Annotated in this window: 24 protein-coding genes and 1 pseudogene; 13 read left to right on the top strand and 12 right to left on the bottom strand. The window is 61.0% G+C overall.

The window, feature by feature from the left end; genetic code table 11:
• Nucleotides 1-13 precede the first annotated feature (13 nt).
• The 3 genes and pseudogenes from ABVN19_RS05370 (at nt 14) to ABVN19_RS05360 (ending at nt 2,723) form a co-directional block, all read left to right on the top strand.
• Nucleotides 14-1,048: a L,D-transpeptidase gene (locus tag ABVN19_RS05370; RefSeq protein ID WP_028941496.1), complete on the top strand. Its 1,035-nt coding sequence runs from the start codon at nt 14-16 to the stop codon at nt 1,046-1,048.
• Nucleotides 1,049-1,144: 96 nt separating this feature from the next.
• Complete coding sequence (locus ABVN19_RS05365) at nt 1,145-1,861, top strand: murein L,D-transpeptidase catalytic domain family protein (protein WP_028941495.1); 717 nt, start codon at nt 1,145-1,147, stop codon at nt 1,859-1,861.
• Between the two features lie 233 nt (nt 1,862-2,094).
• Nucleotides 2,095-2,723, top strand: a pseudogene (locus ABVN19_RS05360) (LysE family translocator).
• A 559-nt stretch (nt 2,724-3,282) separates the two neighbouring features.
• Here the strand turns inward: ABVN19_RS05360 and ABVN19_RS05355 are convergent.
• Complete coding sequence (locus ABVN19_RS05355) at nt 3,283-3,837, bottom strand: YdeI/OmpD-associated family protein (RefSeq protein WP_028941493.1); 555 nt, start codon at nt 3,835-3,837, stop codon at nt 3,283-3,285.
• Between the two features lie 89 nt (nt 3,838-3,926).
• Nucleotides 3,927-4,382, bottom strand: a complete 456-nt coding sequence (locus ABVN19_RS05350; protein WP_105642507.1) for a GNAT family N-acetyltransferase — start codon at nt 4,380-4,382, stop codon at nt 3,927-3,929.
• A 162-nt stretch (nt 4,383-4,544) separates the two neighbouring features.
• Here ABVN19_RS05350 and ABVN19_RS05345 point away from each other — a divergent pair, with 162 nt between their 5' ends.
• The gene (locus ABVN19_RS05345; RefSeq protein ID WP_084167893.1) at nt 4,545-4,703 is read left to right on the top strand and encodes a DUF2986 domain-containing protein; all 159 of its coding nucleotides are present in this window, start codon (nt 4,545-4,547) and stop codon (nt 4,701-4,703) included.
• A 143-nt stretch (nt 4,704-4,846) separates the two neighbouring features.
• Here the strand turns inward: ABVN19_RS05345 and arsH are convergent, their stop codons facing one another.
• The 4 genes from arsH to ABVN19_RS05325 all read right to left on the bottom strand — a co-directional run bounded on the left by arsH (nt 4,847) and on the right by ABVN19_RS05325 (nt 7,549).
• Complete coding sequence (arsH, locus tag ABVN19_RS05340) at nt 4,847-5,545, bottom strand: arsenical resistance protein ArsH (RefSeq protein WP_105642506.1); 699 nt, start codon at nt 5,543-5,545, stop codon at nt 4,847-4,849.
• A 12-nt stretch (nt 5,546-5,557) separates the two neighbouring features.
• Nucleotides 5,558-6,028, bottom strand: a complete 471-nt coding sequence (locus ABVN19_RS05335; RefSeq protein WP_028941490.1) for an arsenate reductase ArsC — start codon at nt 6,026-6,028, stop codon at nt 5,558-5,560.
• A 25-nt stretch (nt 6,029-6,053) separates the two neighbouring features.
• Nucleotides 6,054-6,401 carry a metalloregulator ArsR/SmtB family transcription factor gene (locus ABVN19_RS05330; RefSeq protein WP_105642505.1) on the bottom strand — a complete coding sequence of 116 codons (348 nt, stop codon included), beginning with the start codon at nt 6,399-6,401 and terminating at the stop codon, nt 6,054-6,056.
• Between the two features lie 89 nt (nt 6,402-6,490).
• Nucleotides 6,491-7,549: an alkene reductase gene (locus tag ABVN19_RS05325; protein WP_028941488.1), complete on the bottom strand. Its 1,059-nt coding sequence runs from the start codon at nt 7,547-7,549 to the stop codon at nt 6,491-6,493.
• Between the two features lie 113 nt (nt 7,550-7,662).
• Between ABVN19_RS05325 and ABVN19_RS05320 the strand changes: the two genes are divergently transcribed.
• On the top strand, nt 7,663-8,556 hold the full coding sequence (locus tag ABVN19_RS05320; protein ID WP_105642504.1) for a LysR family transcriptional regulator: 894 nt from the start codon (nt 7,663-7,665) through the stop codon (nt 8,554-8,556).
• Between the two features lie 81 nt (nt 8,557-8,637).
• Here the strand turns inward: ABVN19_RS05320 and ABVN19_RS05315 are convergent, their stop codons facing one another.
• Complete coding sequence (locus tag ABVN19_RS05315) at nt 8,638-9,003, bottom strand: hypothetical protein (protein ID WP_028941486.1); 366 nt, start codon at nt 9,001-9,003, stop codon at nt 8,638-8,640.
• Between the two features lie 121 nt (nt 9,004-9,124).
• On the opposite strand from ABVN19_RS05315, the gene ABVN19_RS05310 reads away from it, so the two are divergent.
• Both ABVN19_RS05310 and ABVN19_RS05305 read left to right on the top strand, forming a co-directional pair.
• Nucleotides 9,125-9,370, top strand: coding sequence for a TonB-dependent receptor (locus tag ABVN19_RS05310; RefSeq protein ID WP_146117345.1), 246 nt, complete (start codon nt 9,125-9,127; stop codon nt 9,368-9,370).
• Between the two features lie 70 nt (nt 9,371-9,440).
• Nucleotides 9,441-10,304, top strand: coding sequence for a sensor domain-containing diguanylate cyclase (locus ABVN19_RS05305; RefSeq protein WP_028941485.1), 864 nt, complete (start codon nt 9,441-9,443; stop codon nt 10,302-10,304).
• A gap of 135 nt (nt 10,305-10,439) precedes the next feature.
• Here the strand turns inward: ABVN19_RS05305 and ABVN19_RS05300 are convergent, their stop codons facing one another.
• The 3 genes from ABVN19_RS05300 to ABVN19_RS05290 form a co-directional block, all read right to left on the bottom strand.
• The gene (locus ABVN19_RS05300) at nt 10,440-12,914 is read right to left on the bottom strand and encodes a TonB-dependent siderophore receptor (protein ID WP_105642503.1); all 2,475 of its coding nucleotides are present in this window, start codon (nt 12,912-12,914) and stop codon (nt 10,440-10,442) included.
• A 132-nt stretch (nt 12,915-13,046) separates the two neighbouring features.
• Entirely contained in the window at nt 13,047-14,003 is a 957-nt protein-coding gene (locus ABVN19_RS05295) for a FecR domain-containing protein (RefSeq protein WP_028941483.1), read from the bottom strand.
• Nucleotides 14,000-14,521, bottom strand: coding sequence for a sigma-70 family RNA polymerase sigma factor (locus tag ABVN19_RS05290; RefSeq protein ID WP_028941482.1), 522 nt, complete (start codon nt 14,519-14,521; stop codon nt 14,000-14,002). Before ABVN19_RS05290 ends, ABVN19_RS05295 begins: the two co-directional genes overlap by 4 nt.
• Before the next feature lie 452 nt (nt 14,522-14,973).
• On the opposite strand from ABVN19_RS05290, the gene katG reads away from it, so the two are divergent.
• The 4 genes from katG (at nt 14,974) to ABVN19_RS05270 (ending at nt 20,580) form a co-directional block, all read left to right on the top strand.
• Complete coding sequence (katG, locus tag ABVN19_RS05285) at nt 14,974-17,226, top strand: catalase/peroxidase HPI (RefSeq protein ID WP_028941481.1); 2,253 nt, start codon at nt 14,974-14,976, stop codon at nt 17,224-17,226.
• Nucleotides 17,227-17,717: 491 nt separating this feature from the next.
• A complete protein-coding gene (locus ABVN19_RS05280; protein WP_105642502.1) occupies nt 17,718-18,653 on the top strand; it encodes a Ppx/GppA family phosphatase in 936 nt (311 codons plus the stop codon).
• Between the two features lie 304 nt (nt 18,654-18,957).
• Nucleotides 18,958-19,392 carry an NADH-quinone oxidoreductase subunit A gene (gene ndhC / locus ABVN19_RS05275; RefSeq protein WP_105642501.1) on the top strand — a complete coding sequence of 145 codons (435 nt, stop codon included), beginning with the start codon at nt 18,958-18,960 and terminating at the stop codon, nt 19,390-19,392.
• A 3-nt stretch (nt 19,393-19,395) separates the two neighbouring features.
• Complete coding sequence (locus ABVN19_RS05270) at nt 19,396-20,580, top strand: calcium:proton antiporter (RefSeq protein WP_051270345.1); 1,185 nt, start codon at nt 19,396-19,398, stop codon at nt 20,578-20,580.
• 13 nt (nt 20,581-20,593) lie between these two features.
• Here the strand turns inward: ABVN19_RS05270 and ABVN19_RS05265 are convergent, their stop codons facing one another.
• Entirely contained in the window at nt 20,594-23,614 is a 3,021-nt protein-coding gene (locus tag ABVN19_RS05265; RefSeq protein ID WP_105642500.1) for an FAD-binding and (Fe-S)-binding domain-containing protein, read from the bottom strand.
• Nucleotides 23,615-23,766: 152 nt separating this feature from the next.
• On the opposite strand from ABVN19_RS05265, the gene ABVN19_RS05260 reads away from it, so the two are divergent.
• Nucleotides 23,767-24,669 (top strand): LysR substrate-binding domain-containing protein, encoded by a 903-nt coding sequence (locus ABVN19_RS05260; RefSeq protein WP_028941477.1) that lies wholly within the window; start codon nt 23,767-23,769, stop codon nt 24,667-24,669.
• Nucleotides 24,670-25,010: 341 nt separating this feature from the next.
• The gene (locus ABVN19_RS05255) at nt 25,011-25,757 is read left to right on the top strand and encodes a hypothetical protein (RefSeq protein WP_105642499.1); all 747 of its coding nucleotides are present in this window, start codon (nt 25,011-25,013) and stop codon (nt 25,755-25,757) included.
• Nucleotides 25,758-25,767: 10 nt separating this feature from the next.
• Here ABVN19_RS05255 and ABVN19_RS05250 read toward each other — a convergent pair whose 3' ends face one another.
• Nucleotides 25,768-26,892, bottom strand: a complete 1,125-nt coding sequence (locus tag ABVN19_RS05250) for an agmatine deiminase family protein (protein WP_105642498.1) — start codon at nt 26,890-26,892, stop codon at nt 25,768-25,770.
• Nucleotides 26,893-26,899 lie beyond the last annotated feature (7 nt).

Raw genomic sequence — 26,899 nt, 5'->3', positions numbered from 1 at the left:
GAGGATGGATTCGATGTTGCGTATACCGCTAGGAATGGGCCTGTTGCTTGCCGCTGTGCTGGTCGAAGCGGCTCCGCTGCAGGTGCCCACCCCGGTCGAGCTCAAAAGCCAGCTCGAAAGTCTCAAGCCGGGTCAGTTTCTCTGGTACCCACAGGTCTCGCCGGTGGGGCCAGTGACCGTAGTGGTCAGCCTCACCGAGCAACGTGCCTACGTCTATCGCAATGGGATCGCCATTGGGGTCAGTACCGTGAGCAGTGGCAAGGCAGGCCGGGAAACCCCCACCGGGGTCTTCAGCATTCTGCAGAAAAAGGTCGAGCATAAATCCAGCCTCTACAACAGCGCCCCGATGCCCTACATGGAGCGACTGACGTGGGACGGCATTGCTTTGCACGCGGGCCATCTGCCGGGATACCCCGCCTCGCATGGTTGCGTGCGCTTGCCGATGGAGTTTGCCAAGAAGCTGTATGAAGTCACCGGTTTCAGTTCGACCACAGTCATTGTTTCCGATACCCATAGTGCCCCGGTGGAGGTCTACCACCCTGGCGTACTGGCGCCTACGGTCAGCGAAGGCAAAGCCCAAGGCCCGCTGGTATTGAGCAACCAACAGTTCTGGAACGATCCAGATCCGACCGCAGGGCCACTGTCGATCCTGATCAGTCGCGCCGACCTGCGCGCCTACGTGTATCGGGGTGGCCAGTTGATCGGCTCGGCACCAGCACTGTCGCAGGCAACCGGTCAGCATCGCAGTGGAATGGCGGTGTATTCCCTGCTGCAAAAGCCATCCGTCTTGGCGCTGGATGCCGCGCTGCCCTTACGCTGGTCGGTGGTAGGCCTGAGCAACCCGGAGTACGGCGATACACCCTATGAACAGCTGGGGCAATTGAACCTGAGCCCGGAATTTCGTGGTCATTTACTCGCGGCGATGGACGTCGGCACGATGTTGGTGATCACCGATTGGGCGTCCACCCGGGAAACCCGCAGCGAAGGGAAATTCACGGTCATCAGCACCGAAGACCACGAAGATCTTAAGCCATTGGTCAAGAAATGATCGGAAACCCACTAAAAATCAAGCAAAGTAGTGCTCTTTGGTTTCCGTATGACAAGCCTGCTTTCAATTGCAGGCAAGTCTTTAACAGGGTAATCCATGTCGATCTTCAAACCCGTGCGGGGAGCTATACGGCTCTCAGCGGCCAGTATTGGCCTGTTTTTCCTCAGCACCTGTCATACCGCCCATGCGCAATCCATGCCTAGCGCCACCGAGCTGAAGCAATTGGCGCCGAGCGCCAACCTCTCGACCCTCGCCCTGGCACTCACCGCCTATACCTGCGCCAGTCACAGCGACGCGGACAAGTTGCTGACGGTGATCGATTACTCCAAGGCCTCGCGTGACAAGCGTCTGTGGGTGTTCGACTTGCGCGCCAGGAAACTGCTGTTCGAGGAGTGGGTTGCCCATGGCAAGAACAGCGGCGCTGATGTGCCGACAACGTTCTCCAACACCCCGAACAGCTACCAATCCTCCATCGGCCTGTATGAGACCGGGCAGACCTATAGCGGCAAGCACGGCCGCTCGCTCCGCCTTCAGGGGCTGGAGCCGGGGTTCAACGACAACAGCATGTCGCGGGCGATTGTCATGCATGCCGCCGCCTATGCCGACCCCAAGGTCGTTCCCGGCCTCGGTCGCCTCGGTCGCAGCCAGGGATGTCCTGCCGTTCGCCCGGCAATTGCCGGCAAGCTGATCGATACGCTGCAACGCGGCAGCTATGTGTTCGCCTATTACCCGCAGCAAGACTGGCTGAAAAAATCGCGCTTCCTTAATACCCAGAGCTGTCCGCTGGCTAATCAATCGCTCGCCAGCAAGTAGGTGCTCGCCCTTACTTACGACCGGTTTCTGCCAGTCACCGAAGACAGCTTTGGGTTGGGAGCTGCCATCGGGAGCGGCCGCTTTCGACCCATAGCGGGCATTGCGTTCGGGCCTGGCTTGGGTAAGTAAGCAGGGCCAAACTCATCAGCTCCTTGAGCTTCCCCCTCACTATTGGCACATCCGACCCTCAGGATGGATTTTTCATCAGGCTTAAGGAGAGCGCCGTGTTTCCCATGAATGTGTGGTTCGCCTACACCGCCGCCTGCGTGCTGTTAGTTCTGGCGCCGGGCCCTGACAACTTGTTGGCCATCGGCCGTGGTCTCGACCAGGGAAAAGTCGCAGCGGCGGTATCAGGGATGGCTTCAGGCGCAGGCATTCTATTCACGTCGCAGCCGCTTCGTTAGGGTTGACCCTTCTAATGTAAACCTCGGTGCTTGCATTCTGGGTGATCAAACTCATGGGTGCCGGCTATCTGCTCTGGCTCGGCATCAAGGTCTTGCGTGCTCGCAGCCTGATCAGTTTTCAACCGGCATCGAGGCAATCTTTGCCCAGCATTTTTCTGACCGGGCTGCTTTCGGCTGCGCTCAACCCGAAGCCAGGCTTGTTTGTGCTGGCATTCATTCCCCAGTTCGTCGATCCGGCACGTGGATCGGTTAGCGTGCAGATGATGGTTTACGGCGTTTGGTTCGCTGTACACACAGCGGTGGGGTTTGCTTTGATGGGCGTTTTCGCCACGGTGCTATCTCGCTACCTGTACCAGCGACAACGGTTGGTGAATGGGCTATCCACGCCTCCATCCGCATCAAGAGCGCCTACCAGACCAACGCCCAGGCCTATGAACTGGCCGCCCCGAGGTCCGTAACCTGCTCTGGGGTTCGCAGCACACGCTGGAAATGAGCCTGGCGCTGATCGAGACGTTGCTGGATGAAGTAGAAGCACGGACGGCGACGTCAACGGTTCTGCAGCGCTCGGTTGAAGCCTTTCAAGCTGCAGTGAAGTAGTGACTGCGGGTTGACCAGGGGCCGCCGATGCGGCCCTTCGCACGCTGCGCATTGGCGCAGCAAGGTGGCGAACGGGAGCGAGTTCAGCCCGGCGCAGCAGTTTCGGCACGGTGGTGATTTGAACCACGACCGCTGCGCGGCCGATCGCAGGCTGGCGCCAGCGGCTACACCGGCAGTCCGTAGCCGCTGCCGAGGAACGAGGCTGCGATCGACTGCGCAGCAGTCGCCAGGTGGGAGGCGGTGCGAAGTCTCCACTTGTCCCGCGAGAGGCCAATACATCCAGCAAATCCGCTGTTGCCTGGAATACGACCGCTACACGGCCGATCGCAGGCTGGCGCCAGCGACTGCACCGGCAGTCCGTAGCCGCCCCCGATGAACGCATTGAACCCATTGTCAGCCGCATTGAACGGCGTGCACCCTTTAAAAATCATCGACCTCGGGCGCACGGAACGCCTTGCTGTAGTAGCCGGACGGGTCGAAACAACAAACCTGCTTCTTGCCGGCTGCAAGCATTTCGCAGGCATCACCAATTCGTTTTGCGCGCGTCTTGAGTTGCTTGGCTGAAGTAATCCAGTGAATCCAGTCGACGCGTGCGATGGTCGTCGTATTGTTCCAGACTTCACGAGCCTCGGGCGTGGCGGCCAAAGCCTCTTGAAAGTCCGTTGGGATGTCAGGCTCGGGTTCCTTCTTCACAGGGGCTAGCTCGAGTGTAACGATATCCCCAACGGCCGCGCCTGCGGCTTCGAGTAACGCGCTGCCAACCTGCAGCCAATGGCTCCGCTGGCCATCTGGCTCAAGGGTTGCCTGGAAAGGATGACCATTGATTGTGCCTTCGACCGTCGTCCTTCCTCGCCTCGGAAGCTGTTCACTCGCGTCTCTAGGCAGTACGACGAACGCCCACGACGTATCATTGCCAGGCTGTGCCGGACGAAGAAGCTTTGCCTCGAATCGGGATTTCGCGTCGATTGTTGTCATTGCTACGCCTCCAACTAATTCACCTATCTACACTATCCAGCGGCTGCTACTGACCGATAGCAACCACCGCAATTCCCGCACCGATCGCCCTACCCCTCAAGCACCTTGCACATGATGATTGTTTGCTCGGCACCGTAGAACTCGTCGCGCACTTTCTGAAAGCCAAGCGCCGCGTAAAAGCCCTGTGCCGTGATTGAAGAAGGTACGTGCACAATCTCAATTCCGGAACGGCGGGCGTCTGAAAGAATCTCGCTCATCAGCCGCCTGCCAATACCGCCGCCTTGATAGCACGGATCGACAAACACGCTTCTGATGACATCCATCTCCAGGCTCGCGGTGGCGATGATTCGCTGGTCGGCGGAGGCCACATAGACGTGACGCTGTTTCAGCAAACGCAGGATGGCCTGAGGGGAAAAGCTCTGCTCCACCCGAGCAATCACCTCCGGCGAATAGTCCTTTGAATTGCTTTCGCGCAGGGCGCTGATCACCACCAGGCTGATGCCGGATGCATCATCGTCAGTGGCACGACGAACATTACAGTCCATACCCGGCGCCTCATTGCTGCTGTTTTGTGTTGGATCGGTACAGCGCAGAGGGTAGCGCATGCCGGTGGGCAATCGTAAGGCAAGCCACAGAGGATGCGAAGGTGCCGGGCGAGCAAAGGATGGGGCTGATATCATTCAAGCATCCACCAGCCGGGTTAGACCATGAACCGTCAAAAAAAGATCAAGCAGCTACTGAAGGCGCATGCCAAAAAGGCCAGTGCCAAATTGGCACCGAAGAACAAGCCTAAATACATCAGCAAGGCTGATCGCTTGAAGCTTGCGGCTGAAACCGGCCAGGACTCAGACATTCCCACCGAGTGAGTAGCCCCGGACGTTGTGGGAGCCGGACTTGCCAGCGATTGACCGCACGGCGGTCGTCATTCAGGCCCCCGTGACAGGCAAGCTGCACTGGCCTCATCGCTGGCAAGCCATCTCCCACACGTTTTCTAGGTACCCGCTCCTGCTCAGATTGAGCGCTGGTTGACGCGGTTCATCAGTTGCTCTGCAGTTTCTTTGCGTTCCGAGTAGCGATCGACCAGAAATTCCTGACGATCGCGCAGCAGTACGGTGAATTTCACCAACTCTTCCATGACGTCAACCACGCGGTCGTAGAACGGCGACGCTTTCATTCGCCCCCCTTCGTCGAACTCCAGGTAGGCCTTGGGCACCGACGATTGGTTGGGGATGGTGAACATCCGCATCCAGCGCCCCAACACGCGCAACTGGTTGACCACGTTGAACGACTGCGAGCCGCCGCAAACCTGCATCACTGCCAGCGTCTTGCCCTGGGTCGGGCGCACGGCGCCCAGTTCCAGCGGGATCCAGTCGATCTGTGCCTTGAACACAGCCGACATCGCCCCGTGGCGCTCCGGCGAACACCAGACCTGACCTTCCGACCACAGCACCAGGTCGCGCAGTTCCTGGACCTTGGGATGGTCGGCCGGAACATCGTCGGGCAGTGGCAAGCCGGACGGATCGAAGATTCGTGCTTCGGCGCCGAAATGCGTGAGCAGGCGGGCAGCCTCCTCCACCAGCAAACGGCTGAACGAGCGCTCTCGGGTCGACCCGTAAAGCAACAGGATGCGTGGCTTGTGATCGCCGGGACTCAACACCTGGACGTTGTCGAACAGGCTGGGATCAAGGTTGGGCAGATGCTCTGACATGGGTCCTCCGGTTTAAAGCGTGCCGATGCGATCAAGCTCGCGCTGGCGTTCATCGCGGCCAAGTCGGCCAAAGGGAAGTGCGAGAAAGGCTTGGCAGCGTCGTTCAATTCGCACCAGGGTGGAACGGAAGGCAGCATCTATCGCCGCCTCGTCACCCGTCACCTCGGACGGATCTTCCAGCCCCCAATGGGACTTGAGCGCCGGGCCGAAATACACCGGGCAAGCTTCGCCGGCCGCCCTGTCGCAGACGGTGATGACGATGTCTGGCGGGCTGTCTTTGAATGCGTCGTTGCCCTTGCTGTGCAGGCCGTCGATGCAGATACCGGCCTGCTGCAACGTGGTAAGGCTGCGTGGCAGCACCTGCCCCTTGGGAAAGCTTCCAGCACTGACGGCTTCGATGCCTTGCGGTGCCAGGTGATTGAACAGGGCTTCGGAAAGAATGCTGCGGCAACTGTTGGCCGTGCACATGAACAGGATTCGCATGAGGGGAGGCTCTCTGGATCAGAATTCAACAACAGGCAACGTCGCGCACCGGACGACCATCCATGTGCTGCAGGCGTAGGGCGTTGTTCTTGAGCCAATCGGCATTGGCCTTCGCGGTGACGTGCAGGATTTGCCGGACCCACTCGGGCAGGTCCGGATTGAGCCGGTAATACACCCACTGGCCCTGGCGGCGATCGAGCAGCAGTCCATTGCTGCGCAACTGTGCGAGGTGACGGCTGATCTTCGGCTGGCTGTCACCGAGCGCACACATCAGCTCGCAGACACACAGCTCCCCCTGATCGGCAATCAGCAGGGTGGCGCGCACGCGGGTCTCGTCGGCCAGGCTCTTGAAGACTCCGGGGGGCGTGATCATGTAGCGCACTCTATATATGGGCTGGCGAATATACGCATTTCCATATATTTAATGCAACCCGCCCCTCCTTTGAATCCCATCCCAGAGCCTCATAGCCAGGTCGCGTAATCCGTGTAGCCCTGCGCGTTGCCTCCAAAGTACGTGCTGCGATCCGCCTCATTCAGTGGCGCATCCGCCTTCAGGCGTGCCACGAAATCGGGATTGGCCAGGATCATCTGTCCATACGACTCCAGATCAGCGAGCCCCGCGGTGACATCGTCCCCGATCTGATCCCGAGGACGACCCGGGCGATTCAGAATCAGCGTCTGCTTCCAGCGCTTGCGGATATCTGCCAGAAGCGCCTCGTCCCCCTGGTGCATGATGTGCAAGTACACGAGCCCCAGCTTGTCGAGTTCGGCCACCAGATAACGGTAGAGGTCAGGCCCTTCCACACCCTCGTCAATGCCCCACAGCGCCATACCGGGCGACAGGCGAATGGCCGTACGGTGCGCACCGATTTCTTCGGCGATGGCAGTGGCGACTTCGATGGCAAAGCGCGCGCGGTTTTCAATCGAGCCACCGTATGGGTCGGTCCGGGTATTGGCGCTTGGGGCGAAGAATTGCTGAATGAGATAAGCGTTGGCACCGTGAATCTCCACACCATCAGCGCCGGCCTCGATCGCGCGGCGAGCGGCAAAGCGGAAGTCGGCAACCGTCTGGCGCACCTCGTCGGTGGTTAAAGCACGTGGCGCCGGAATGTCCTGCATGCCGTTTAGCGTGAACATGGGCGTGTTCGGGCTGATGGCCGAGGGTGCGACACCCTGGCGATGATGCGGGGTGTTATCGGGGTGCGACATGCGTCCGGCGTGCATCAGCTGGATAAACAGACGACCGCCCTTTTCGTGTACCGCTGCAGATATTTTCTTCCAGCCCGCAACATGGGCGTCGGTGTAGATGCCGGGGGTGTTGAGGTAGCCCTGTCCGTCCTCCGAGGGCTGCGTGCCCTCAGCCACGATCAAACCGACACTGGCGCGCTGCGCATAATACTCGGCTGCCAACGCGCCTGGACTGCCATCGAATTCGGCGCGGCTGCGGGTCATGGGCGCCATGACCAGGCGGTTCTGCAAAGTGCTATGGCCCAGAGGGATGGAATCAAAAAGTTGGCGCATGAGGATCTCACTTCGAAGCAGGTAAGGATGAGTGGTGAAACGATCATCGCCTGCTTACGATTTGGGATAAATACGCTATTTTGGAAAGAATTAATCCATTAATGGCGCAATCAATGATCCCACTAAATGACATCGCGCTATTCGTCGAGGTCGTGCGAACCAAGAGCTTCGGCCGGGCGGCCGACGCCATGGGCATCCCCAGTTCAACGCTGTCGCGCCGCATCAGCGCGCTGGAAAAGGCCATCGGCTTGCGCCTGCTGCACCGCACAACCCGCAAAATCGAACTGACCGAGGCCGGCCAGCTGTACTTCGATCGATGTAAACGCATCGTTGACGAGGCTCGCCTGGCGCATGAACAACTGAGCGAGATGCTGGACCAGCCCAGCGGTGTGTTGCGGGTATCGATGCCGGTGGATTTCGCCAACATTTACCTGGCGCCCCTGATCGCCGAATTCGCTGGTCTTTATCCGGGTATCAACTTTGAATGCGACCTTTCGCCACGACGGGTCGACCTGGTCGCCGAAGCCGTGGATGTGGTCATTCGCATGGGAAACCCACCGGACTCTAACCTGATCGCGCGTCCACTTGCTCGTTTACCACGATACCTCTACGCCTCACCTCGTTATCTTGCGCGCTTTGGTGAGCCTGGCCATCCCTCGGAGTTGGTCAACCACCAATGCTTGCGATTGAACACGCCAAGCACCAATACGTGGGTATTGCATCAGGAACAGGAAGCTGTCGAAGTCGCTGTCGGCGGCCGGTTTCTGCTCAACAGCGTGGGGATGCTCAAGCGCCTGGCAGCGCTGGACCTGGGCGTCATCATCATGGAGAAAGAAATCGTCGCAGACGACGTGGAGAGTGGCCGGCTACGTCGAATCCTGGGGCAATGGCAGGCAAGCGCCGTTCCGGTTTATGCAATCACCGAGACACGGCTTTTGCCTGCGAAGACTCAGCGGTTCATCGAGTTCTTGCGGGATCGTTTGAGTGGATCGGGGGGTAGCGCATAAGCAATTGATCGCGGGGCAAGCCCGCTCCCACCTGGGCAACACAAAACCGCTAGGAGCGGGCTTGTCCCTCGATCGACTGCACTAGCGACGGTAGTAGCGGCGGTCGTCCTCGTAACGATGACGCATGGCCCGGTCATGGTGGCGCTCCCAATCACGATGGCGGGCAGCTTCGCGGCGCGCCTGCTCCCTGCGCCATTGATCCCGGCGCCAGTTGTCGCGGCGCCAGTCATCTCGACGATCATCCCAACGGTGGTCATGCCGGTAGCGGTCGTCATGGGCCAACACCGGCCCCGCCTGCTCACTGGCCAGGGTAGCCCAGGGGTTACCGGCAACCTGTACGGCTGCAACTTGCACAGGTGCGGTCTTGATCTGTGTTGCCGATGCCGAGCCCATTGCCGCGAACGCGAACAGGCCAAAGAGCACCATCCGTGGGACATGGAATTTCATGAGCGAGACAACCTCTGCTGATCGTATGAATATGTGGCCATCCGGCTGCACCTTGCAACCGAATGTGCCTATCCACATAGACCGGCAAACCGGAAAAAGTTCTAAGGCAGCTTCGCTTTAAATGCCGTTGATCAGCTCGCTTACCCGTCGTAGGTCACCTCGACCGACGCCACTCGCGCCTGCCCGTACGGCATATGCGGTGTGGAACTGCCTGGTCGAGTACACGATCGACCAGCACTGGCCCGCGCAGGTCAACGCCAACAACCTCTTCGACAAAACCTACTACCAGACGGTCAACTCCAGCGATGGCGGCAACGGGTACGGAGCGCCGCGCAACTACATGCTGACCTTGCGCGGTACCTTCTAGAAACGACTATTGCTGTGACCCCAGGGGCGCGGGCTATGATCAGGCAATACCCACCAGGCGTGCCTGACCTATGCCCGTTGACCTCCAAGCCCTTTACCCCAAGCTGATCCACCTGATGCTGGACACGGTCTTTGTAGTCGACCGGGACAACCAGATCGCCTTTGTCAGTGATGCCTGCCAGACGCTGCTCGGCTACCGTGCCGAAGAGCTGGTCGGCACGCCGATCACAGACTATATGCACCCTGACGACCTGGCGGCCACGCGTGCCTCGATCATCCGGGTAATGAATGGTCATTCCCACGTCGATTTTCGCAACCGCTATATCCGCAAGGATGGCAGTATCGTGCATATCCTCTGGGCGGCTTTCTGGTCCGAGGATGTGGGCGCGCGGATCGGTGTCGCCCGAGATGTGACGGCCCTGTGGCAGGCCGAAGAAGAACTGCGGTTTCTCGCCCACCATGATCCGCTGACAAAACTCATCAACCGCTCGGTTTTCAATGACCGGCTGGGCACAGCCCTGCGCACGGCGCAACGCCACAACAGCACACTGGCGTTGCTGTTTCTCGACATCAATGACTTCAAGGGCATTAACGATGGCCACGGCCATGCGGCGGGCGACCGGGTGCTTTGCGCCATTGCCCGGCGACTGGAGCACTGTGTACGGGAGACCGACACCGTGGCCCGGATGGGTGGTGACGAGTTCACGATACTGTTGACCGATGTCCAGTCTCCGGATGTGGTGCATGAGGCCGTGGCGCGTATCGTTGCAGTGATGGCCGAGCCGCTGGGTGAAGGGTTTGACGGCATAAGAATGCCGTCCTGCAGTGTCGGCGTGGCCTGCTACCCCCAGGACGGGGAAGATGCCGATACATTGCTCAGCCATGCCGATGACGATATGTACCGGGTAAAGCGGCAGCGATCTGCTGCCGGTTGAGAAGCTGGCGCACAGTACCCCGTGGGCGCTAGCGTGCCAGCGATGAGACCAGGGCGGCATGCCGATCACGTGGCGTGTGGAATGCGACCGCTGAGCGGTCGATCGCCGGCAAGCCCGGCTCCCACAAGGTCACCCTCAAAAACTCGCCTTGACCGACACCATGAAGTTGCGCGGTTCGCCATAGTAGTTGCCGAACGCCTCGGTACCGATGGTGGCGTAGTAGCGTTTGTCGAACAGGTTGTTGCCATTGAGCGCAACCGACCAGGTGTCATCGATGCGGTAGCCGATGCGGCCATTCCAGATCGCATACCCCGACTGGCTGATTTTTTCGTTACTGGAAGGTGAAACCCGGAAGTTGTCACTCTGTGCGTTCACGCCCGCACCGAGGGTGAACCGCTCCAACGAGCCGCCCAGTGCATAGTCTCCCCACAAGCGCAGCATGTGCCGCGGCACATAGGTGTTGAAGGCAGCGCCATCCAGGCTGGTGTCGATGTCTTCGAGGGTTTTGGTCTGGGTGTAGGTGTAACCGGCGAGCAGTTGCAGGCGCTCGATGACTTCACCGCTGATCTCGGCCTCGAAACCCTGGGCGCGAACCTTGCCGGCATTGACATAGCAATAGCCATCGGACGACGGGCAGGATGAGTTGTAGTCGGTCTGCGCCTGGTCTTTCTGGATCGTGCGGAACAGGTTGAAGGCGCTGTTCAGGCGACCGTCGAACCAGGCGCCCTTGATCCCCAGTTCATAACTCTGGCCCACCAGTGGCTTGAGCGACGAACCGTCCTCGGAACGGTAGTTGCCTTGGGGGGTGAAGATCTCTGCATAACTGGCATAGGCCGTGAGGTTCTCGTTCAGGTCCAGCAGCAGGCCGGCGAAGGGCGTGACCTGGCCGGTCTCCGTGGTGCTGGCGTGCTGCGAAGTGCCGGTGTTGATGAAGTCGTAATCGGTGTCGGAGCTATACCAGCTCACCCGGCCACCGGCGACGAACGTCAGTGGATCCGCCAGTTTCAGGCGCAAGGTCGAGTACACGCCTTTTTGCTTGGTCACCGAATTGACCGGCCCGCCACGGGATGAATTGTCGATGAAGTAGCTGTCGCTCGGCTCAGGAATGTGTTTGTCGGGGTTGAACACATTCTGGCGCTGCGGCAGAAACGCCACCGAGTAGAAATCGTCCTTTTTCGCCCGGCTGGCATTGAGGCCCACCACCAGCTCATGCTGCTGGCCAAAGCCCTCGAATCTGCCATCCACGTAGGCGTCGAGGCCGTAATCCACCTGGTCGTAGTTGTACAGGCTGCCCAGCATGCCGGTGGTATCCACGCCGGGTGTGACGGCGCCGGAGGCGAATGCGTACTTGATGTCCTGGGTGTTTTTTGAATAGACGCCGGCAACCTTCAGGGCCCAGTCGTCATTGATCTGGTGCCTGAGGTCACCAAAGAAGGTGGTGCGCTTGCTGCGCCAGGTGTTCCACGAAGGGTCCAGGCAGGTCGAGCGGCTGAGGTTCAGGTCGCTGCGGTCGCGGTAGCGCGGCAGCCCACCCCAGCATGGGTTGGCATCGACATCCTCATAGGCAATACCCAGCCCGACCGTGGTGTCCGGGTTCAGGTCAGCGTCGAGGGCACCGTAGTAGACCTGGTCCTTGCGACTGGCGTCGTCGATGAAATAGTGCCGGCTCTGCTCGGCGGCGACCGCCCGGCCACGCAGCGTGCCGGTGCTGTTGAGCGGGCCACCGGTATCGACCTGCGCGCGATAGTTGTCCCACGTGCCAGCGGACAGCGTGATGTCGGTATGCGCGGCCGCCTGGCCGCGTTTGCGCACGAAGTTGACCCCGCCGGCGGTGCCCCCGGCGCCTTTCATCATGCCTGCAGCACCGCGCAGCACTTCGACCCGATCGTAGTACGCCATGTCGCCACTGAAGCTGTCGGCCTGGACATAGAGGTTGCCCATGTCCAGCGGCACGCCGTCGTACTGATACTGCCCCGACATGCGAAAGCCGCGCGAATAGAAGTATTTACCGCCCATGGTCGAGTCGTACACGGTGATGCCCGGGGTCTTCTCCATCACCTGGTCGATGGTGGTGAGGTTCTGGTCATCGAGCAGCTTGCGGGTCATCACCGTGACCGATTGCGGCGTTTCCTTGAGGCTGTGCTCGCCCTTGCCGATGGTCACGGCACCGGTGGTGTACGAGCCGCTGTTCTCCGTGGTGGCGCCCAGCGTTTGGCCATCGACGTTGGTCACACCCAGCTCCAGTGCCGAACCGCTCGTTGCCACTGGCAACAGTACATAGGTGCCGTTGGCCTGGGGGACAGCTTGCAGCCCGCTCCCGGCCAGTATCCTCGCGAAGCCTTCGCTGACCCCAAACGCGCCTTTGAGCCCCGGCGAGTGCAAGCCCTGGGTCTGGCGCGCATCGAAGGAAATCGCTGCGCCTGCGGCACTGGCGAAATGGCTGAGCACCTCGGTCAGGCTGCCACCGGCGATGTCGAAAGTTTGCACCCGCTGCTGCGCCGGCACCTGCGCTGCCAGCGTTGCCGTCGACCATCCACCCGCCGCCGTTGCCGCCAGCAGCCCGACCGCTACTGCGCTCCCCAGACGACCTTTTTTGAACACCCCGGACATGCGTACCCTCCCCCAACAATCGATCAATAGAAACTCATTGAGGGATGAGCCGAACGATGCGCAGCAAAAGTGCAAATGCAAAAAAATTAGGTGCTGTAGCCGCTGCCACCAGGCTGCGCAGCAAGCGCCCTGTCAATGCACATCATGGCCTGAAACACTGGCCCAATAGCGGCTGTACCGGGTAACCCGTAGTGAAAATCCGCTCTCCAGCGCCGCCAGTGCCCTGTCGGTGTCATCGATGGGAAACGCGCCGGACACCTTCAATCGGGCAATGCGTGGATCACAGCGCAAGATGCCACTGCGGTAGCGCGACAGGTCGGCCAACAGTTCTGCCAGGGGGCGGTCGATGGCGATGATGCTGCCCTGTTGCCAGGCCCCCACCGATGCATCGTTGTGGCGCAGCCCACCCAATGCGCCGCCGCCGAAATCAACGGACTGGCCTGCCTCTACACGCACCGCGGAGCCACCACCCGGCACGCTGACCTGCACCGCTTTCTCGATCACTGCCACGTCACGCATCTGCCCCAGGGACCGAACGATGAAGCGGGTACCCAGCGCCAGCACCTCGCCATGGCCGGTCACGACCTTGAACGGCCGCTGCAACGGATCGGCTGCAGTACTCACAAGGATCTCGCCGCGCACCAGTTCCAGTACACGCTGTTGAGCGTCGAAGCGCAGATTGACGGTGGTGTCGGTGTTGAGCAGCAAGGTACTGCCATCGGCCAAGCGGAACTCACGGCGCTCGCCCACTGCGGTACGAAAATCGGCAAACAGGCTCCGCGAGGTTTCACTGCGCCAACCCAACCAGCCTACGGATGCGGCAGACGCCAATACCAGCACACTGCCCAGCACCTGGCGCCGGGAGCGATCAACCCCGCGCAATGCAGGCCCCGCCAGCGCGCCCGGCACATTCGCCATCTGCTCACCCACCGCCGCCATCCGTTGCCAGGCCTGCCGGTGCACAGGGTCGGCGAGCAGCCAGTCGTTCCAGGCAGCCCGATCCGCGTCGCTCGCCACACCGGAGCGCAGCCGCGCATACCACTGGGCCGCAGCGCGAATGGCTTTTGATTCGGCGGGGGAAAGGCTCATGCCTGCTGCATCTGGACTTGCATCAGGCAGCAATGCTCCATGGCCTTGGCCATGTAGGTGTTGACGGTGCGAGGGCTGATGTTCAACCGCTCGGCAATCTGCGCATAGGTCAGGCCGTCGAACTGGGAAAGGATGAACGCCTGCCGGACCTTGGTGCCCAAGCCGTGCAGCAGGCGGTCGATGTCCACCAGCGCCTGCAACAAGATCGCCTGCTCCTCCAGTGAGGGTTGCTGCGCTTCGGGCATGGCGGCCAGCGCGTGCAGATACGATTGCTCCAGCGAGCGGCGGCGGAACAGGTCGATCAACAAGCCCTTGGCGATCCTCGACAGGTAAGGCCGCGGCTCGCGAATCTCCAGTGCGTTGCGCGCCTTGAGGACCCGTACGAACGTGTCCTGCGCCAAGTCCGCTGCATCGCAGCGGTTGCCCAGGCGCTTGCGCAGCCAGCCATTGAGCCAGTCATGATGGTCGCAATACAAATCATTGACGGCACTGCGCAGGGAGAGATCGTTGGCGGGCATGACGAGGGAAAAATTCGCGAGTGATAATGACTCTTATTGTCACGGCTAAAACAAATGATTTGCAATAGCCTCTCCGTGTTTCAATGGCTCGCCTCAGCGCCTCTCATCAAGGATCATGCTTGTCGCTGATATTCAATTGCTCACAGCTGGCCTGTAGGAGCGGCGGTGCGACATCTCGACTTGCCCCGCGAAAGCGATCGCACTGGCACACCGCATCGCAGGGCAAGCCCACAAGAGACTGACTCTATCACCCCCCAACACTCCCGCTATTAGCCCTCGCCCTTCTCCACGACTAGCCTATATTTATCGCTGCACTGATCCGGCCGGATGGCTTCTGGGAAGGCGGTAACACAGCGGCGACAGCCGCCCTCTCCCGCAGTGGACATCAAGCCGATAACGAGATTGCCGCTTCGCTTGCCTGTCCGTGATAGCCATCCTGAGGTGAAACAGTCATGTCAAACGAGTCAAAATGCCCGTTCAATCATGCCGCTGGCGGTGGCACCACCAATCGTGACTGGTGGCCCGACCAGCTGAACCTGAAGATCCTGCATCAACACTCCAGCCTGTCCGACCCTATGGATGAAGGCTTCGACTACGCCAAAGCCTTCAAGGGCCTGGACTTTGCCGCCCTCAAGCAAGACCTGCGCGCGCTGATGACCGACTCCCAGGACTGGTGGCCCGCCGACTTCGGCCACTATGGCCCGCTGTTTATCCGCATGGCCTGGCACAGCGCCGGTACCTACCGTATCGGTGACGGCCGCGGCGGCGCAGGCTCGGGCCAACAGCGTTTCGCCCCGCTCAACAGCTGGCCCGACAACGTCAGCCTCGACAAGGCCCGGCGTCTGCTCTGGCCGATCAAACAGAAGTACGGCAAGAACATTTCCTGGGCCGACCTGATCGTGCTTACCGGCAACGTCGCGCTGGAATCCATGGGCTTCAAGACCTTCGGTTTTTCCGGTGGCCGCGCCGATGTCTGGGAGCCGGATGAAGACGTGTACTGGGGCTCGGAGAAAGTCTGGCTCGGTGGCGACACTCGCTACGGCAAGGCCCAGCCGCCCGGAGACGCCCCACTGGTGGCGGAGCCGTCGATGCACGGCAAAGAAGAAAGCCGCACCGACAACCCCGGCCGCAACCTGGAGAACCCGCTGGCCGCCGTGCAGATGGGGCTGATCTACGTGAACCCGGAAGGCCCCGAAGGCAACCCCGACCCGATCGCCTCGGGCAAGGACATCCGCGATACCTTCGGCCGCATGGCCATGAACGATGAAGAAACCGTGGCGCTGATCGCCGGCGGCCACGCCTTCGGCAAAACCCACGGTGCGGGACCTGCCGACAACGTCGGTGCCGAACCTGAGGCAGCAGGCCTTGAAGAACAGGGCCTTGGGTGGCGCAACAAATTTGGCACCGGTGTCGGTGCCGATGCCATCACCAGCGGCCTGGAAGTCACCTGGACCTCGAAGCCTACGCAATGGACCAACGAGTACCTGGAAAACCTGTTCAATTTTGAATGGGAACTGACTAAAAGCCCGGCCGGCGCCAATCAATGGAAACCGAAGAACGGCGCAGGCGCAGGCACAATCCCGCATGCCTTCGACCCGTCGAAAAAGCAGGAACCGCGGATGCTGACCTCGGACCTGGCGCTGCGCTTCGATCCGATCTATGAACCCATCGCCCGGCGTTTCAAGGAAAACCCCGAGCAATTGGCCGACGCCTTTGCCCGCGCCTGGTACAAGTTGATCCACCGCGACATGGGCCCGCTGTCGCGCTACCTGGGCCCGGAACTGCCCAACGAAGAACTGCTGTGGCAAGACCCGCTGCCCAAGGTCGACCATGCCCTGGTCAGCGACGCCGATGTCGCTGCGCTGAAGGCCAAGGTGCTGGGTTCGGGCCTGTCGGTGTCGCAACTGGTGTCGACTGCCTGGGCGGCCGCCTCAAGCTTTCGCGGCTCGGACAAACGCGGAGGTGCCAACGGTGGCCGCCTGCGCCTGGCACCGCAGAAAGACTGGGAAGCCAACCAGCCAGCACAACTGGCCGAGGTGCTCGGCAAGCTGCAGAGCATCCAGAGCGAGTTCAACGCCGGCGGCAAGAAAATCTCCCTGGCCGACCTGATCGTGCTGGCGGGCAATGCGGGGGTGGAGCAAGCGGCGAAAAACGCAGGCTACAGCGTCACTGTCCCCTTCTCCCCCGGCCGCACCGATGCCTCGCAACAACAGACCGATGTCGAATCCTTCAATCTGCTGGAGCCGGTTGCCGATGGTTTCCGTAACTTCATCAAGGCTGGGGTCAAGGTCAAGCCCGAGGCGCTGCTGGTGGACAAGGCGCAACTGCTGACCCTCACCGCGCCGGAGATGACCGTACTGGTGGGCGGCCTGCGGGTGCTGGGCAACAATGCCGGCAAGAGCGCCCACGGGGTGTTCACCAAACGGCCGGAGCAGTTGACCAACGACTTCTTCCAGAACCTGTTGGACATGAGCGTGGAATGGAAACCCACCTCCAGCGCCAACGACACCTATGAAGCCCGCGATCGCAAGACCGGCGAGGTGAAATGGAGCGGTACTCGCGTTGACCTGGTGTTTGGCTCCCATGCCCAATTGCGGGCACTGGCCGAGGTGTATGCCAGCAACGATGCCAAGGACAAGTTCGTCCATGACTTCGTGGCCGCTTGGACCAAAGTGATGAACCTGGACCGTTTCGACCTGGCGTAGGAGGCACGCCAAAACGCCCCGGCTTGAGGGTTCAGGCCGGGGCGTTTTTTTATTCTGATGCGTATTTTTCTGCGCTATCTGCATCTGTAATGCATGGCCTGAGACTCCGACAATAAAACCCTGTAAGGCGCGTTTGCCTCTTTCCTGTTCAATTCGGAGTTCCTATGGGCAAGCTTGCATTTTTCGTGGTTGGCTTTCTGGTGCTGGCTATCGGTATCGGCGCGCTGGGCACCATCTCTCCACTGTAAAAACCCTTGGTGCAATTGTCGTGAACCACGACCGCTGTGCGGTCGATCGCAGGTTGTCGCCAGCGGCTACGCGGGCCATCTGTAGTCGCTGACGAGAAACGAGGCCGCGATCGACTGCACAGCAGTCGCCAGGTAGGAGTAGCGGTGCAACGCTCCTACGCTGTCATCTTCATGTCATGGATCGAGTGGCAAGATCATCGCCCACGCTTTCAGCGTTACCGATGAACGAGCAAGGAACACTCGATGAAAAGCGACACCTCCCTGTTTGCGGCCATTGACCTGGGGTCCAATGCGTTTCGCATGATGATCGGCCAACCGGTCAAGCGGAACCGGCAATGGGTCATCGAAGAGGTGAAGTCCTTGCGCGAACCCGTCCGTCTGGCCGAGGGCCTGCACGGGGGTGCCCTGGATGAACTGGCGCTGGACCGGGGCTGGCAAGCCCTCGCCCGCTTCGGTAAGAAACTGCGCGGTTTCGAGCCTGGACGCGTGCGCGCAGTGGCCACCAGTGCCGTCCGCGAAGCGGCGAACGCCAGGCTGTTTTTGAGCGATGCCCAGCGTCACCTGGGGTTTCCCATTGATGTGATCTCGGGCGAAGAAGAGGCCAAATTGGTGTACGCCGGCGTCAGCCATCGCATCCCTGCGTCCGATGCCATGCGCCTGGTAGTGGACATCGGCGGCGGCTCCACCGAGCTGATACTGGGCCGGGGCGAGCAGGCCCTGCTGACCGAAAGCCTTACCATCGGCAGCGGCACCTGGAGTACACGTTTTTTCCCCGGCGGCCTGGTATCGGCACAGGCACTGCTGGACGCCGAGCGCTGCGCCACGCTGCAGTTCGAGAAAGTCGCCCGTCGTTATCGTCACTTGGGCTGGCAGCAGGCAATCGGCTCATCCGGCACCGCCCGAATGCTGGCCAAAGTGCTCAGGGCCAATGCCTTGAACGACTGTGGCGAAGGTGGGATCACCTATCGCGGCCTCTTGCGCCTGGCGGTGTTGCTGCTCGAGGCCGGGCATGTCAACTGCACCCACCTGGGCGGTTTGCAGCCCCATCGCCAGAACGTGTTGCCCGGTGGCCTGGCAATCATGCTGGCAGCCTTCAAGGCGTTCGGGATTACCGAAATGACGCCATCCGAGCCAGGGCTCAGGTTTGGTCTGCTGCATGGTTTGATGCAACAGCGTTGAGGTCAAACGGACACAAGCGTTGGCATCCGCGAGAAAAATCAGTACAGTCCCGAACGCTACATGACACGCTCACCTGAGGACGACCTCAGGCTCGAATACTGATCGGGGACGGCCCTGGACTTCCAAGGAAGCAGGCCGTGACCGATCTATCCGCACTCCCTACCTCCCCCCTGTCATTCACCCCGGCGCAGCGCTTTCGGTTCTGTCCGTCAGCCCCGTGTGCCTGTGGCTAACCCGTTCCCGTACGAAGATTTCAATGGCTTGAGCAACGCCACCTTGATCCATTCACACCGGGGACTGAACCATGACAGACACAGCCACTATCTCGCACAACTGGGCGTTCGGCGTCTTCTTGCTAGGCGTCGTCACGCTTTGCCTGTTGATGCTGGGCATCTCCAGATTCCTGGGCGGCAAGGCCTGGGGGCGGAGCAAGAACGAACCCTTCGAGTCCGGGATGCTACCCGTGGGTACCGCCCGCCTGCGGCTATCAGCCAAATTCCACCTGGTTGCAATTCTGTTCGTGATCTTTGAAGCCGAGGCGCTGTTTCTGTTTGCCTATGCCGTCTCGGTGAGGGAAACAGGCTGGGCCGGCTTTATCGGAGCGGTAATCTTCGCCGGCATCCTGTTGCTCGGGTTGGTGTACGAAGGCGCGATGGGCGCCCTCAATGGCGGCGTTGCAACAAAGCCCCGGGGTGCCGGCAAAAACGTCAACCCGCCATCGTGCTCACAGGGAGACTGACCCATGAACACAGCGCCAAGCCAGAACACCCTGTACAGCGACGCCATCAAGCGCCCACTCATTCCCCTCTCGACCTGGATACGCCTGACCGGCGCCTGGCTGGTGGTCGGCCTGTTCATGCTGCTGGGTGCAGACCTGCTGGGCAGCACCTTGAACTCGTTGACCTCGACCTGGGTGTTTCTGCTGCTGTTCTTCACGATCCTGATGGCGTCTTCTGGCGTGGTACACGAAGCCGACCACCTGGCACAGCAGCTGGGCGAGCCCTACGGCACACTGATTCTGACGTTGTCGATTGTCTCGATCGAAGTGATCCTGATCGCCTCGGTATTACTGGGGCCCGGCGAGTTCCCGAGCATTGGCCGGGATTCGATCTTTGCCGTGATGATGATCATCATGAACCTGGTCATCGGCATCTGCCTGCTTGCCGGCGCGGCGCGCAACGGCGAGCAGGCGTTCAATATCCAGGGTGCCAATGCCTACATTTCCATGATCGTGTTGCTCACCGCGATTGCCTTGATACTGCCCAACTACACATCCAGCACCGGCGAGTTCAGCGTCACCCAGGCGGTTGGCATTTCGGCGCTGACCCTGGCGCTGTACGCCGCATTCCTGTGGATGCAGATGCGCAGCCACCGGCGTTTCTTCATGCAACCACCCGCCGGCCAGATGAGCATTGCCCAACCGCAAGCGCGCAGCGAGACGCTGCAGAGCAGCGACCACACCTCGCTCGATCGCAAAGAAATCCTGGTACGTTCCCTGGTGCTGCTCGGGCTGATACTGCCCATCGTGTTGCTGGCGCACTACCTGGCCGTGGTGACCGACTACGGCATCGAGGCCGTCGGCGCCCCTACTGCGGTGGGCGGTGTGTTGATCGCGATCATTGTCTTCACCCCCGAGTCCATCACCGCCGTGAAGGCAGCGATCAACAACGAGATGCAACGGGCGATCAACCTGTGCCTGGGTGCATTTGTCTCGACCGTCGGCCTCACGGTGCCGGCGGTGCTGGTGATCGGCATGGTCACCAACAAGCAGGTGGTGATGGGGATTTCCAACACCGAAATCCTGCTCTTCGTCATCACTGTGGTGCTGACCATGCTGAGCTTCAACAGCCAGAAAACCTCACCGATTCAGGGCCTCATGCACCTGGTGGTCTTTGCAGTGTTCGGGCTTGTGCTTTTTTACCCTTGACTGTGGGAGCGGCCTAGGCATTGAGTTGCTGCAACACCACTTCCAACGGATGGCGCAAGGTGCGGTCGGCCTGGCGCTTGACCTGGCTACGGCATGAATACCCCGTGGCCAGCGCCTCCCCTTCCTTGTCCAGCTTGCCCGCCCAGGACTGCTCGAAGATGACCTTGGAGGTGTCCTGGTTGCGGGCTTCGTGACCGTAGGTACCCGACATGCCGCAGCAGCCGGTGGCTTCGGTGGACAGTTTCAGGCCCAGGCGGGCGAACACCTGCTCCCACTGGCGGGTACTGGCAGGGACGTTGGTCTTCTCGGTGCAGTGGGCCATCAACCGGTAGGTAGCGGTGACGCGGGTCGGCTGCTCGGGCAGTACGTCCATCAACCACTCCTGGGGCAGCAGCACGGTCGGGCAGCCACCCAGGCCTGGCACTTTCTGGTACTCCTGGCGGTACACCAGGGTCATCGCCGGGTCCAGGCCCACCAGCGGCACGCCGCACTCGGCCAGGGCGCTGAGCTGGCGAGCATTGCGGATCGCCGCCTTGTTGAAGGCACCGAGGAAGCCCTGTACGTGCAGCGGCTTGCCGTTGGCGCTGTAGGGCGCCAGGTACACGCGGTGGCCCAGGCGGTGGACCAGGTCGATAAAGGCCGCCAGCACCGGGGTCTCGAAGTAGCGAGTAAAGGCGTCCTGGACCAGGACGATGCTGCGCTCGCGCTGGGCCGGGGTCAGTTCACGCAGCGCCGGGATGCTGGCCATGCGCACATTGCAGCGGGTCAGCGTGGCCTGCAGGTTGTAGCGGCTGATCAAGGGGCTGTCGAGCATGCCGACATGACGCTCCAGCAATGTGCTCACCCACTTCGACCCCATCACGGCGTTGTACAGGCCGGGGGCATGGGCCAGGTACGGAATGCTGAACTCCAGCGAACCGATCAGGTAGTCACGCAGCGGCCGCTGGTAGCGCCCATGGTAGAGCTCAAGAAAGCGTGAGCGGAACTCAGGCACGTTGACCTTGATCGGGCACTGCCCCGCGCAGGATTTGCATGCCAGGCAGCCGGCCATGGCGTCGTACACCTCATGGGAGAAATCCGCCTCGCCCTTGTTGCGCGCCAGGTTGTTGCGCAGGCGCGTCGGCAGGCCCTTGAGCCAGGCCACCTTGCCCTTGGCGACGTCGAGCACGTCAATACTGGCGGCGCCCTGCAGGCGCAGCCATTCGCGAATCAGCGAGGCACGGCCCTTGGGGGAGTGCTGGCGTTCGCGGGTGGCTTTCCACGAGGGGCACATGGCGTCGTTGGGGTCGTAGTTGTAGCAAGCGCCGTTGCCGTTGCAATGCACGGCGCTGCCGAAGCTTTGCCACACGCGCTCGTCGATCTGGCGGTCGTAGTCGCCGCGCAGCGGTGCCTCGTTGACCTTGATCAGGCCCTGGGCGCTGTCGGGCGGGGTGCAGATCTTGCCGGGGTTGAGCTGGTTGTGCGGGTCGAATGCGCCCTTGAGCGCCTGCAGCGACGGGTACAGCTCACCGAAGTACTCGGGCACGTACTCCGAGCGCAGGCCCTTGCCATGCTCGCCCCACAGCAGGCCACCGTAACGCAGGGTCAGCGCCGCCACGGCATCGGAAATCGGCTTGACCAGCGCGGCCTGGGCGGGGTCTTTCATGTCCAGGGCCGGGCGCACATGCAGCACGCCGGCATCGACGTGGCCGAACATGCCGTAGGCCAGGCCATAGCTGTCGAGCAAGGCACGGAAATCGGCAATGTAGTCGGCCAGTTGCTCCGGCGGTACGGCGGTGTCTTCCACGAACGGCTGCGGGCGCACTTCACCTTCGACGTTGCCCAACAGGCCCACCGAGCGCTTGCGCATCGTGTAGACCCGGGTCACCGCCTCGGCGCCTTCGGCCAGGGTGTGGCCCAGGCGCTCCACGCCCTTGTCGGCCTGCAAGTGTGCGACAAAGGCTTGCACCCGCGCATTCACTTCGGCCGGGTCATCCCCGCAGAACTCCACCAGGTTGATGCCCAGGGTCGGGCGTTCGGCGTCGGCGGGGAAATATTCGGCAACGCTGTGCCAGACGATGTCTTTCATCGCCAGCATCAATACCTTGGAATCGACGGTTTCGATCGACAGCGGCTTGTGCGCCATCAGTGCATTGGCGTCGCGCAGGGCGTCCATGAAACTGGTGTAGCGCACGTTGACCAGCACGGCGTATTTGGGAATCGGCAGCACATTGAGCTTGGCCTCGACCACATAACCCAGCGAACCTTCGGCGCCACACAGCACGCTATTGAGGTTGAAGCGCCCTTGTTCATCACGCAGGTGCGCCAGGTCATAGCCGGTCAGGCAGCGGTTGAGCTTGGGGAAGGTCTGCTCGATCAGCTCGGCCTGGGTTTCCTGGATCCGTCGTGCGGTGCGATACACCTCACCGGCGCGACCGGGCTCGGCACAGGCAGCCTCCAGTTCGGCGTCGCTCAAGGGCCGGGTATGCAGGCGCTGGCCGCCGAGCAACACGCTATGCAGCTCCAGGACGTGGTCGCGGGTCTTGCCGTAGGTGCAGCTGCCCTGGCCGCTGGCGTCGGTGTTGATCATGCCGCCGACGGTGGCGCGGTTGGACGTCGACAGTTCCGGGGCGAAGAACAAGCCATGTGGCTTGAGCGCGGCGTTGAGCTGGTCCTTGACCACACCGGCCTGGACCCGCACCCAGCGCTCCTCGACATTGATGTCGAGGATGGTGTTCATGTGCCGCGACAGGTCGACGACGATGCCGTCGGTCAGCGACTGGCCATTGGTGCCGGTGCCGCCACCGCGCGGTGTGAGCTTGACGTCCTTGAAGCGTGGCTCGGCCATCAGGCTGGCAATGCGAGCGACGTCGTCGGCGTCCACGGGGAACACAGCGGCCTGGGGCAGGCGCTGGTAGATGGAGTTGTCGGTGGCCAACACCGTGCGGGTGGCGTAGTCAGCGCTGAGCTGGCCACGGAAACCTGCACTGCGCAGCGCGTCGAGGAAATCAGGGTACAGCGTGGCCGGTGCAGTGCTGGTCAGTCGGGCGATCATCGGGGGATGGCCTCATTTATGTCAGGCTAATCAGGAATATGTGCCGAAACGGTATGGTCAGTACACCGCCGGGTAGTGGATGATGCCAATGATCCCGTAGCCTTGCGCCCAGCACAAACGGATATTCCCGCAACCTTTGATGACTTTTACGAATGAATTACCGCAACCTCACCCCGTCCATGTCGTTATTGCTGGCCTTTGAGGCTGCCGCCCGGCATGAAAGCTACACCCGCGCCGCCGTGGAGTTGTCGCTGACCCAGAGCGCGGTCAGCCGCCAGGTCCAGGCGCTGGAGCAGCAACTGGGGGTGATGCTGTTTCGCCGCGAAGGCCGCACAGTCAAACTCACCAATGTCGGCCGCCTGTATCAGCGCGAAATCGCCGAGGCCCTGGGCCGGGTGCGCAGCGCCACGTTGCACGCCATTGCCCACCAGGCCGGCGGCGGCAGCCTGCGCCTGGCGACCCTGCCTACCTTTGGCTCGAAATGGCTGCTGCCGCGCCTGCATGCGTTCTACCGCAGCCATCCTGAGGTGATGGTGCATATCAATTCACGGATCGAACCGGTGGACTTCGCCACCAGCGGCATCGACGCCGCCATCATAGTGGCCACCAGCGACCTGCCCGGACTGATCTGCCATCGCCTGCACGCCGAAGAACTGATGGTCATTCTTTCCCCCACGCTGGCCGCCACTCGCCCAGCGTGGAGCCCCCAGGACATCAGCCAGCAGGTACTGCTCAGCGTGGCCAACAACCCCAATGCCTGGGGCGAGTGGTTCACCCACCACGGCCTTGCACACCAGGCCATGCGCCTGGGGCCGAGTTTTGAACTGACTTCGCACCTGATCCAGGCCGTGCGCGCCGACATCGGCATCGGCCTGGTGCCGCGTATCCTGATCACCGAAGAGCTGGCCAGCGGCGAACTGTGCAGCCCTGCCCTGCCTTATGCCAGTGCCCGCAGTTATTACCTGGTCTATCCACCGCGCAATCAGGCGTTACCGGCGCTGCAAGCGTTTCGGGAATGGTTGCTGGACAAGGCTGGAAAGGGACTGGCCGATTAATGTAGTCAAGAACCGACTGCCTGATAAACAGATTTGCTTTAAAAACGCCAGTTGATACTTCAACCCCATAAAATGGCACGCTTATTATTGGCGCCAACTTATTTAAGCCAGCAACTACTGGCGAAACCCGGGCCCAGGCACTGACTGTATAAATGTAACTTACAATTAATCACAAAGGCAGTAGACACGCCGTTCGACAGCGGCTACCACGCGCTTCAAAGCCCCCACTCCTAGCAAATTGCCATTATTTTTACGGCGCAGTCCTACACATAGAAAAAGAGCAGCTATGTTGCTAATTAACAGGTCCGCAACGGACCTCTGGTGCGCCGAAGGTGTCCCTGATGAAAACAACAATAATGGTTGCCGCTGTTACCGGTGCGCTAACAAGCGCCCTGCCTGCCCTTTCCGTTGCTGCACCCTCTACTGACCCGGTGTTTACGGTGGGCCTGATCGGGAACTATAGCGAACTGGAATTTGAAGGCCAACGCTCCAGCGATACGGAATATATACCTGAAGGTGGCCTGTTCATTAACTACGGCAATAAACTCACGGCGCAGAGCGGTCTGGTTTATCACGCCGAGCTCAGTGGCCAGTACGTGGAGCGCCAGGGAGAGCGGGTCAAGGACGCCCAGGCCGACCTGGACCTGGGCTGGCGCATGGCACTGGATGACAGCAACTTTATCGATGTGCTGCTGGGCGCAGGCTACAAATGGAACCGCTTTCACCCCGACTACAGCAAGTACGACATTGACCTCACCAGCCGCACGCCTTTCGCCAAACTTGCAATTGGCTATAACCATCTTTTCACCACGGCCACCGTGCGATTGGAAGCCGGCGTGCGTAAAACAATTGATGGCGATTCGCAGTTGGATATCAGTCGCGTCGGCGATGACAGCCTGGACTTGAAAGATACCAGCAACCCCTATGCCGAACTGCAGGTATTGTTCAATCAGCAGGGGAACTTCCCGGTGATGGCCACGCTGTACTACAGCCATTTCAAATACGCGCTGGATGGCCAGTTCCTCATCAACAACTTCGACAAGCAAACCCGAAATGAATATGGCGCCAAGCTGGGCTTGGTGTTCTGACGCTTGCGGGTCAAGCCTTCGGCTGATGGCTGGTCACGCAGTGGATGCCACCGCCACCCGCGGCAATGGCGTCGATGTTCAGTTGCACCACTTCGCGGCCGGGGTAGCACTGTGACAACAGGTCATAAGCAGCAGCGTCTGCCGTGTTGTCACCAAACTCGGGCGCAATGACCGCACCATTGATGACGAAGTAATTGATGTAACCGGCGGCAAAGTCAGGGTTGTTCCTGCTGAATTTGCTTTTGCGCGGTTTGAGCGGTGGCGACAGGGTAAGCACCTGCAAGGGGCGACCCTCGGCATCGGTGGCCTTTTTGAGGATTTCCAGGTGGGCCAACGTGACCTTGTGGTCGTATGAATCGGGATCGGTGTCGAGGTTGGCAATCACGACCCCGGGTTTGACGAAGCGGGCATAGAAGTCGACATGGGCGTCGGTAATGTCCTTGCCCTTGATGCCCGGCAGCCAGATGATTTTGCGCAGGCCCAGGCGCGCCTTGAGTTCTTTCTCGACTTCGGCCTTGCTCCAGTCGGGATTACGGTTGCGATTGATCCAACTGCTTTCGGTCATGATCCCCGTACCGTGGCCATCCACCTCGATACCCCCGCCCTCGCCCACCAGCTCGCTCTGGATGTAGTGTGCATCCGTCCTGTCGGCGACCAGCCCGGCCAGCTGCGCATCGTCTTCGTGCTGCTGCTTGTTGCCCCAGCCGTTGAAGTTGAAGTCCACCGCACCCAGGCCGCCCTCGTCATCGATGACAAAGTTGGCGCTGGTATCACGCATCCACACATCATCCAGTTCGGTAATGACGTAGGTGATGTTGGCGGTGCCGCAGCGCTCCTCGGCAAGCGCCCGTTCGTGCTTGCGGCAGAACACCGTGACCGGCTGGTAATGCGCGATGGTGCGGGCGATCTCGCCGATGGCTTGCTGCACGTCGGCGGTAAAGTCTTCCCAGATGTCTTCCTGGGCGCCAAAGGCGATAAACGCCCGCTGGTGGCGGTCACCTTCATCGGGCATGCGCCAGGTGCCCGCGCTGGCAGCGTGGGCGCGCGCGGGGTTGAGACCGAGCCCGAGCGCCACGGCCGCGCTGATGCCGGCAACGACCGAAGCCTGTTTGATGAAGTCACGACGCGTCGTCATAGATGAG

The sequence above is a fragment of the Pseudomonas vranovensis genome, assembly GCF_040438935.1.
In the GTDB taxonomy this organism is placed as follows: domain Bacteria; phylum Pseudomonadota; class Gammaproteobacteria; order Pseudomonadales; family Pseudomonadaceae; genus Aquipseudomonas; species Aquipseudomonas vranovensis.
Note: the sequence above shows the minus strand (reverse complement) of the source record. Positions and strands in the feature narration are given on the sequence as shown.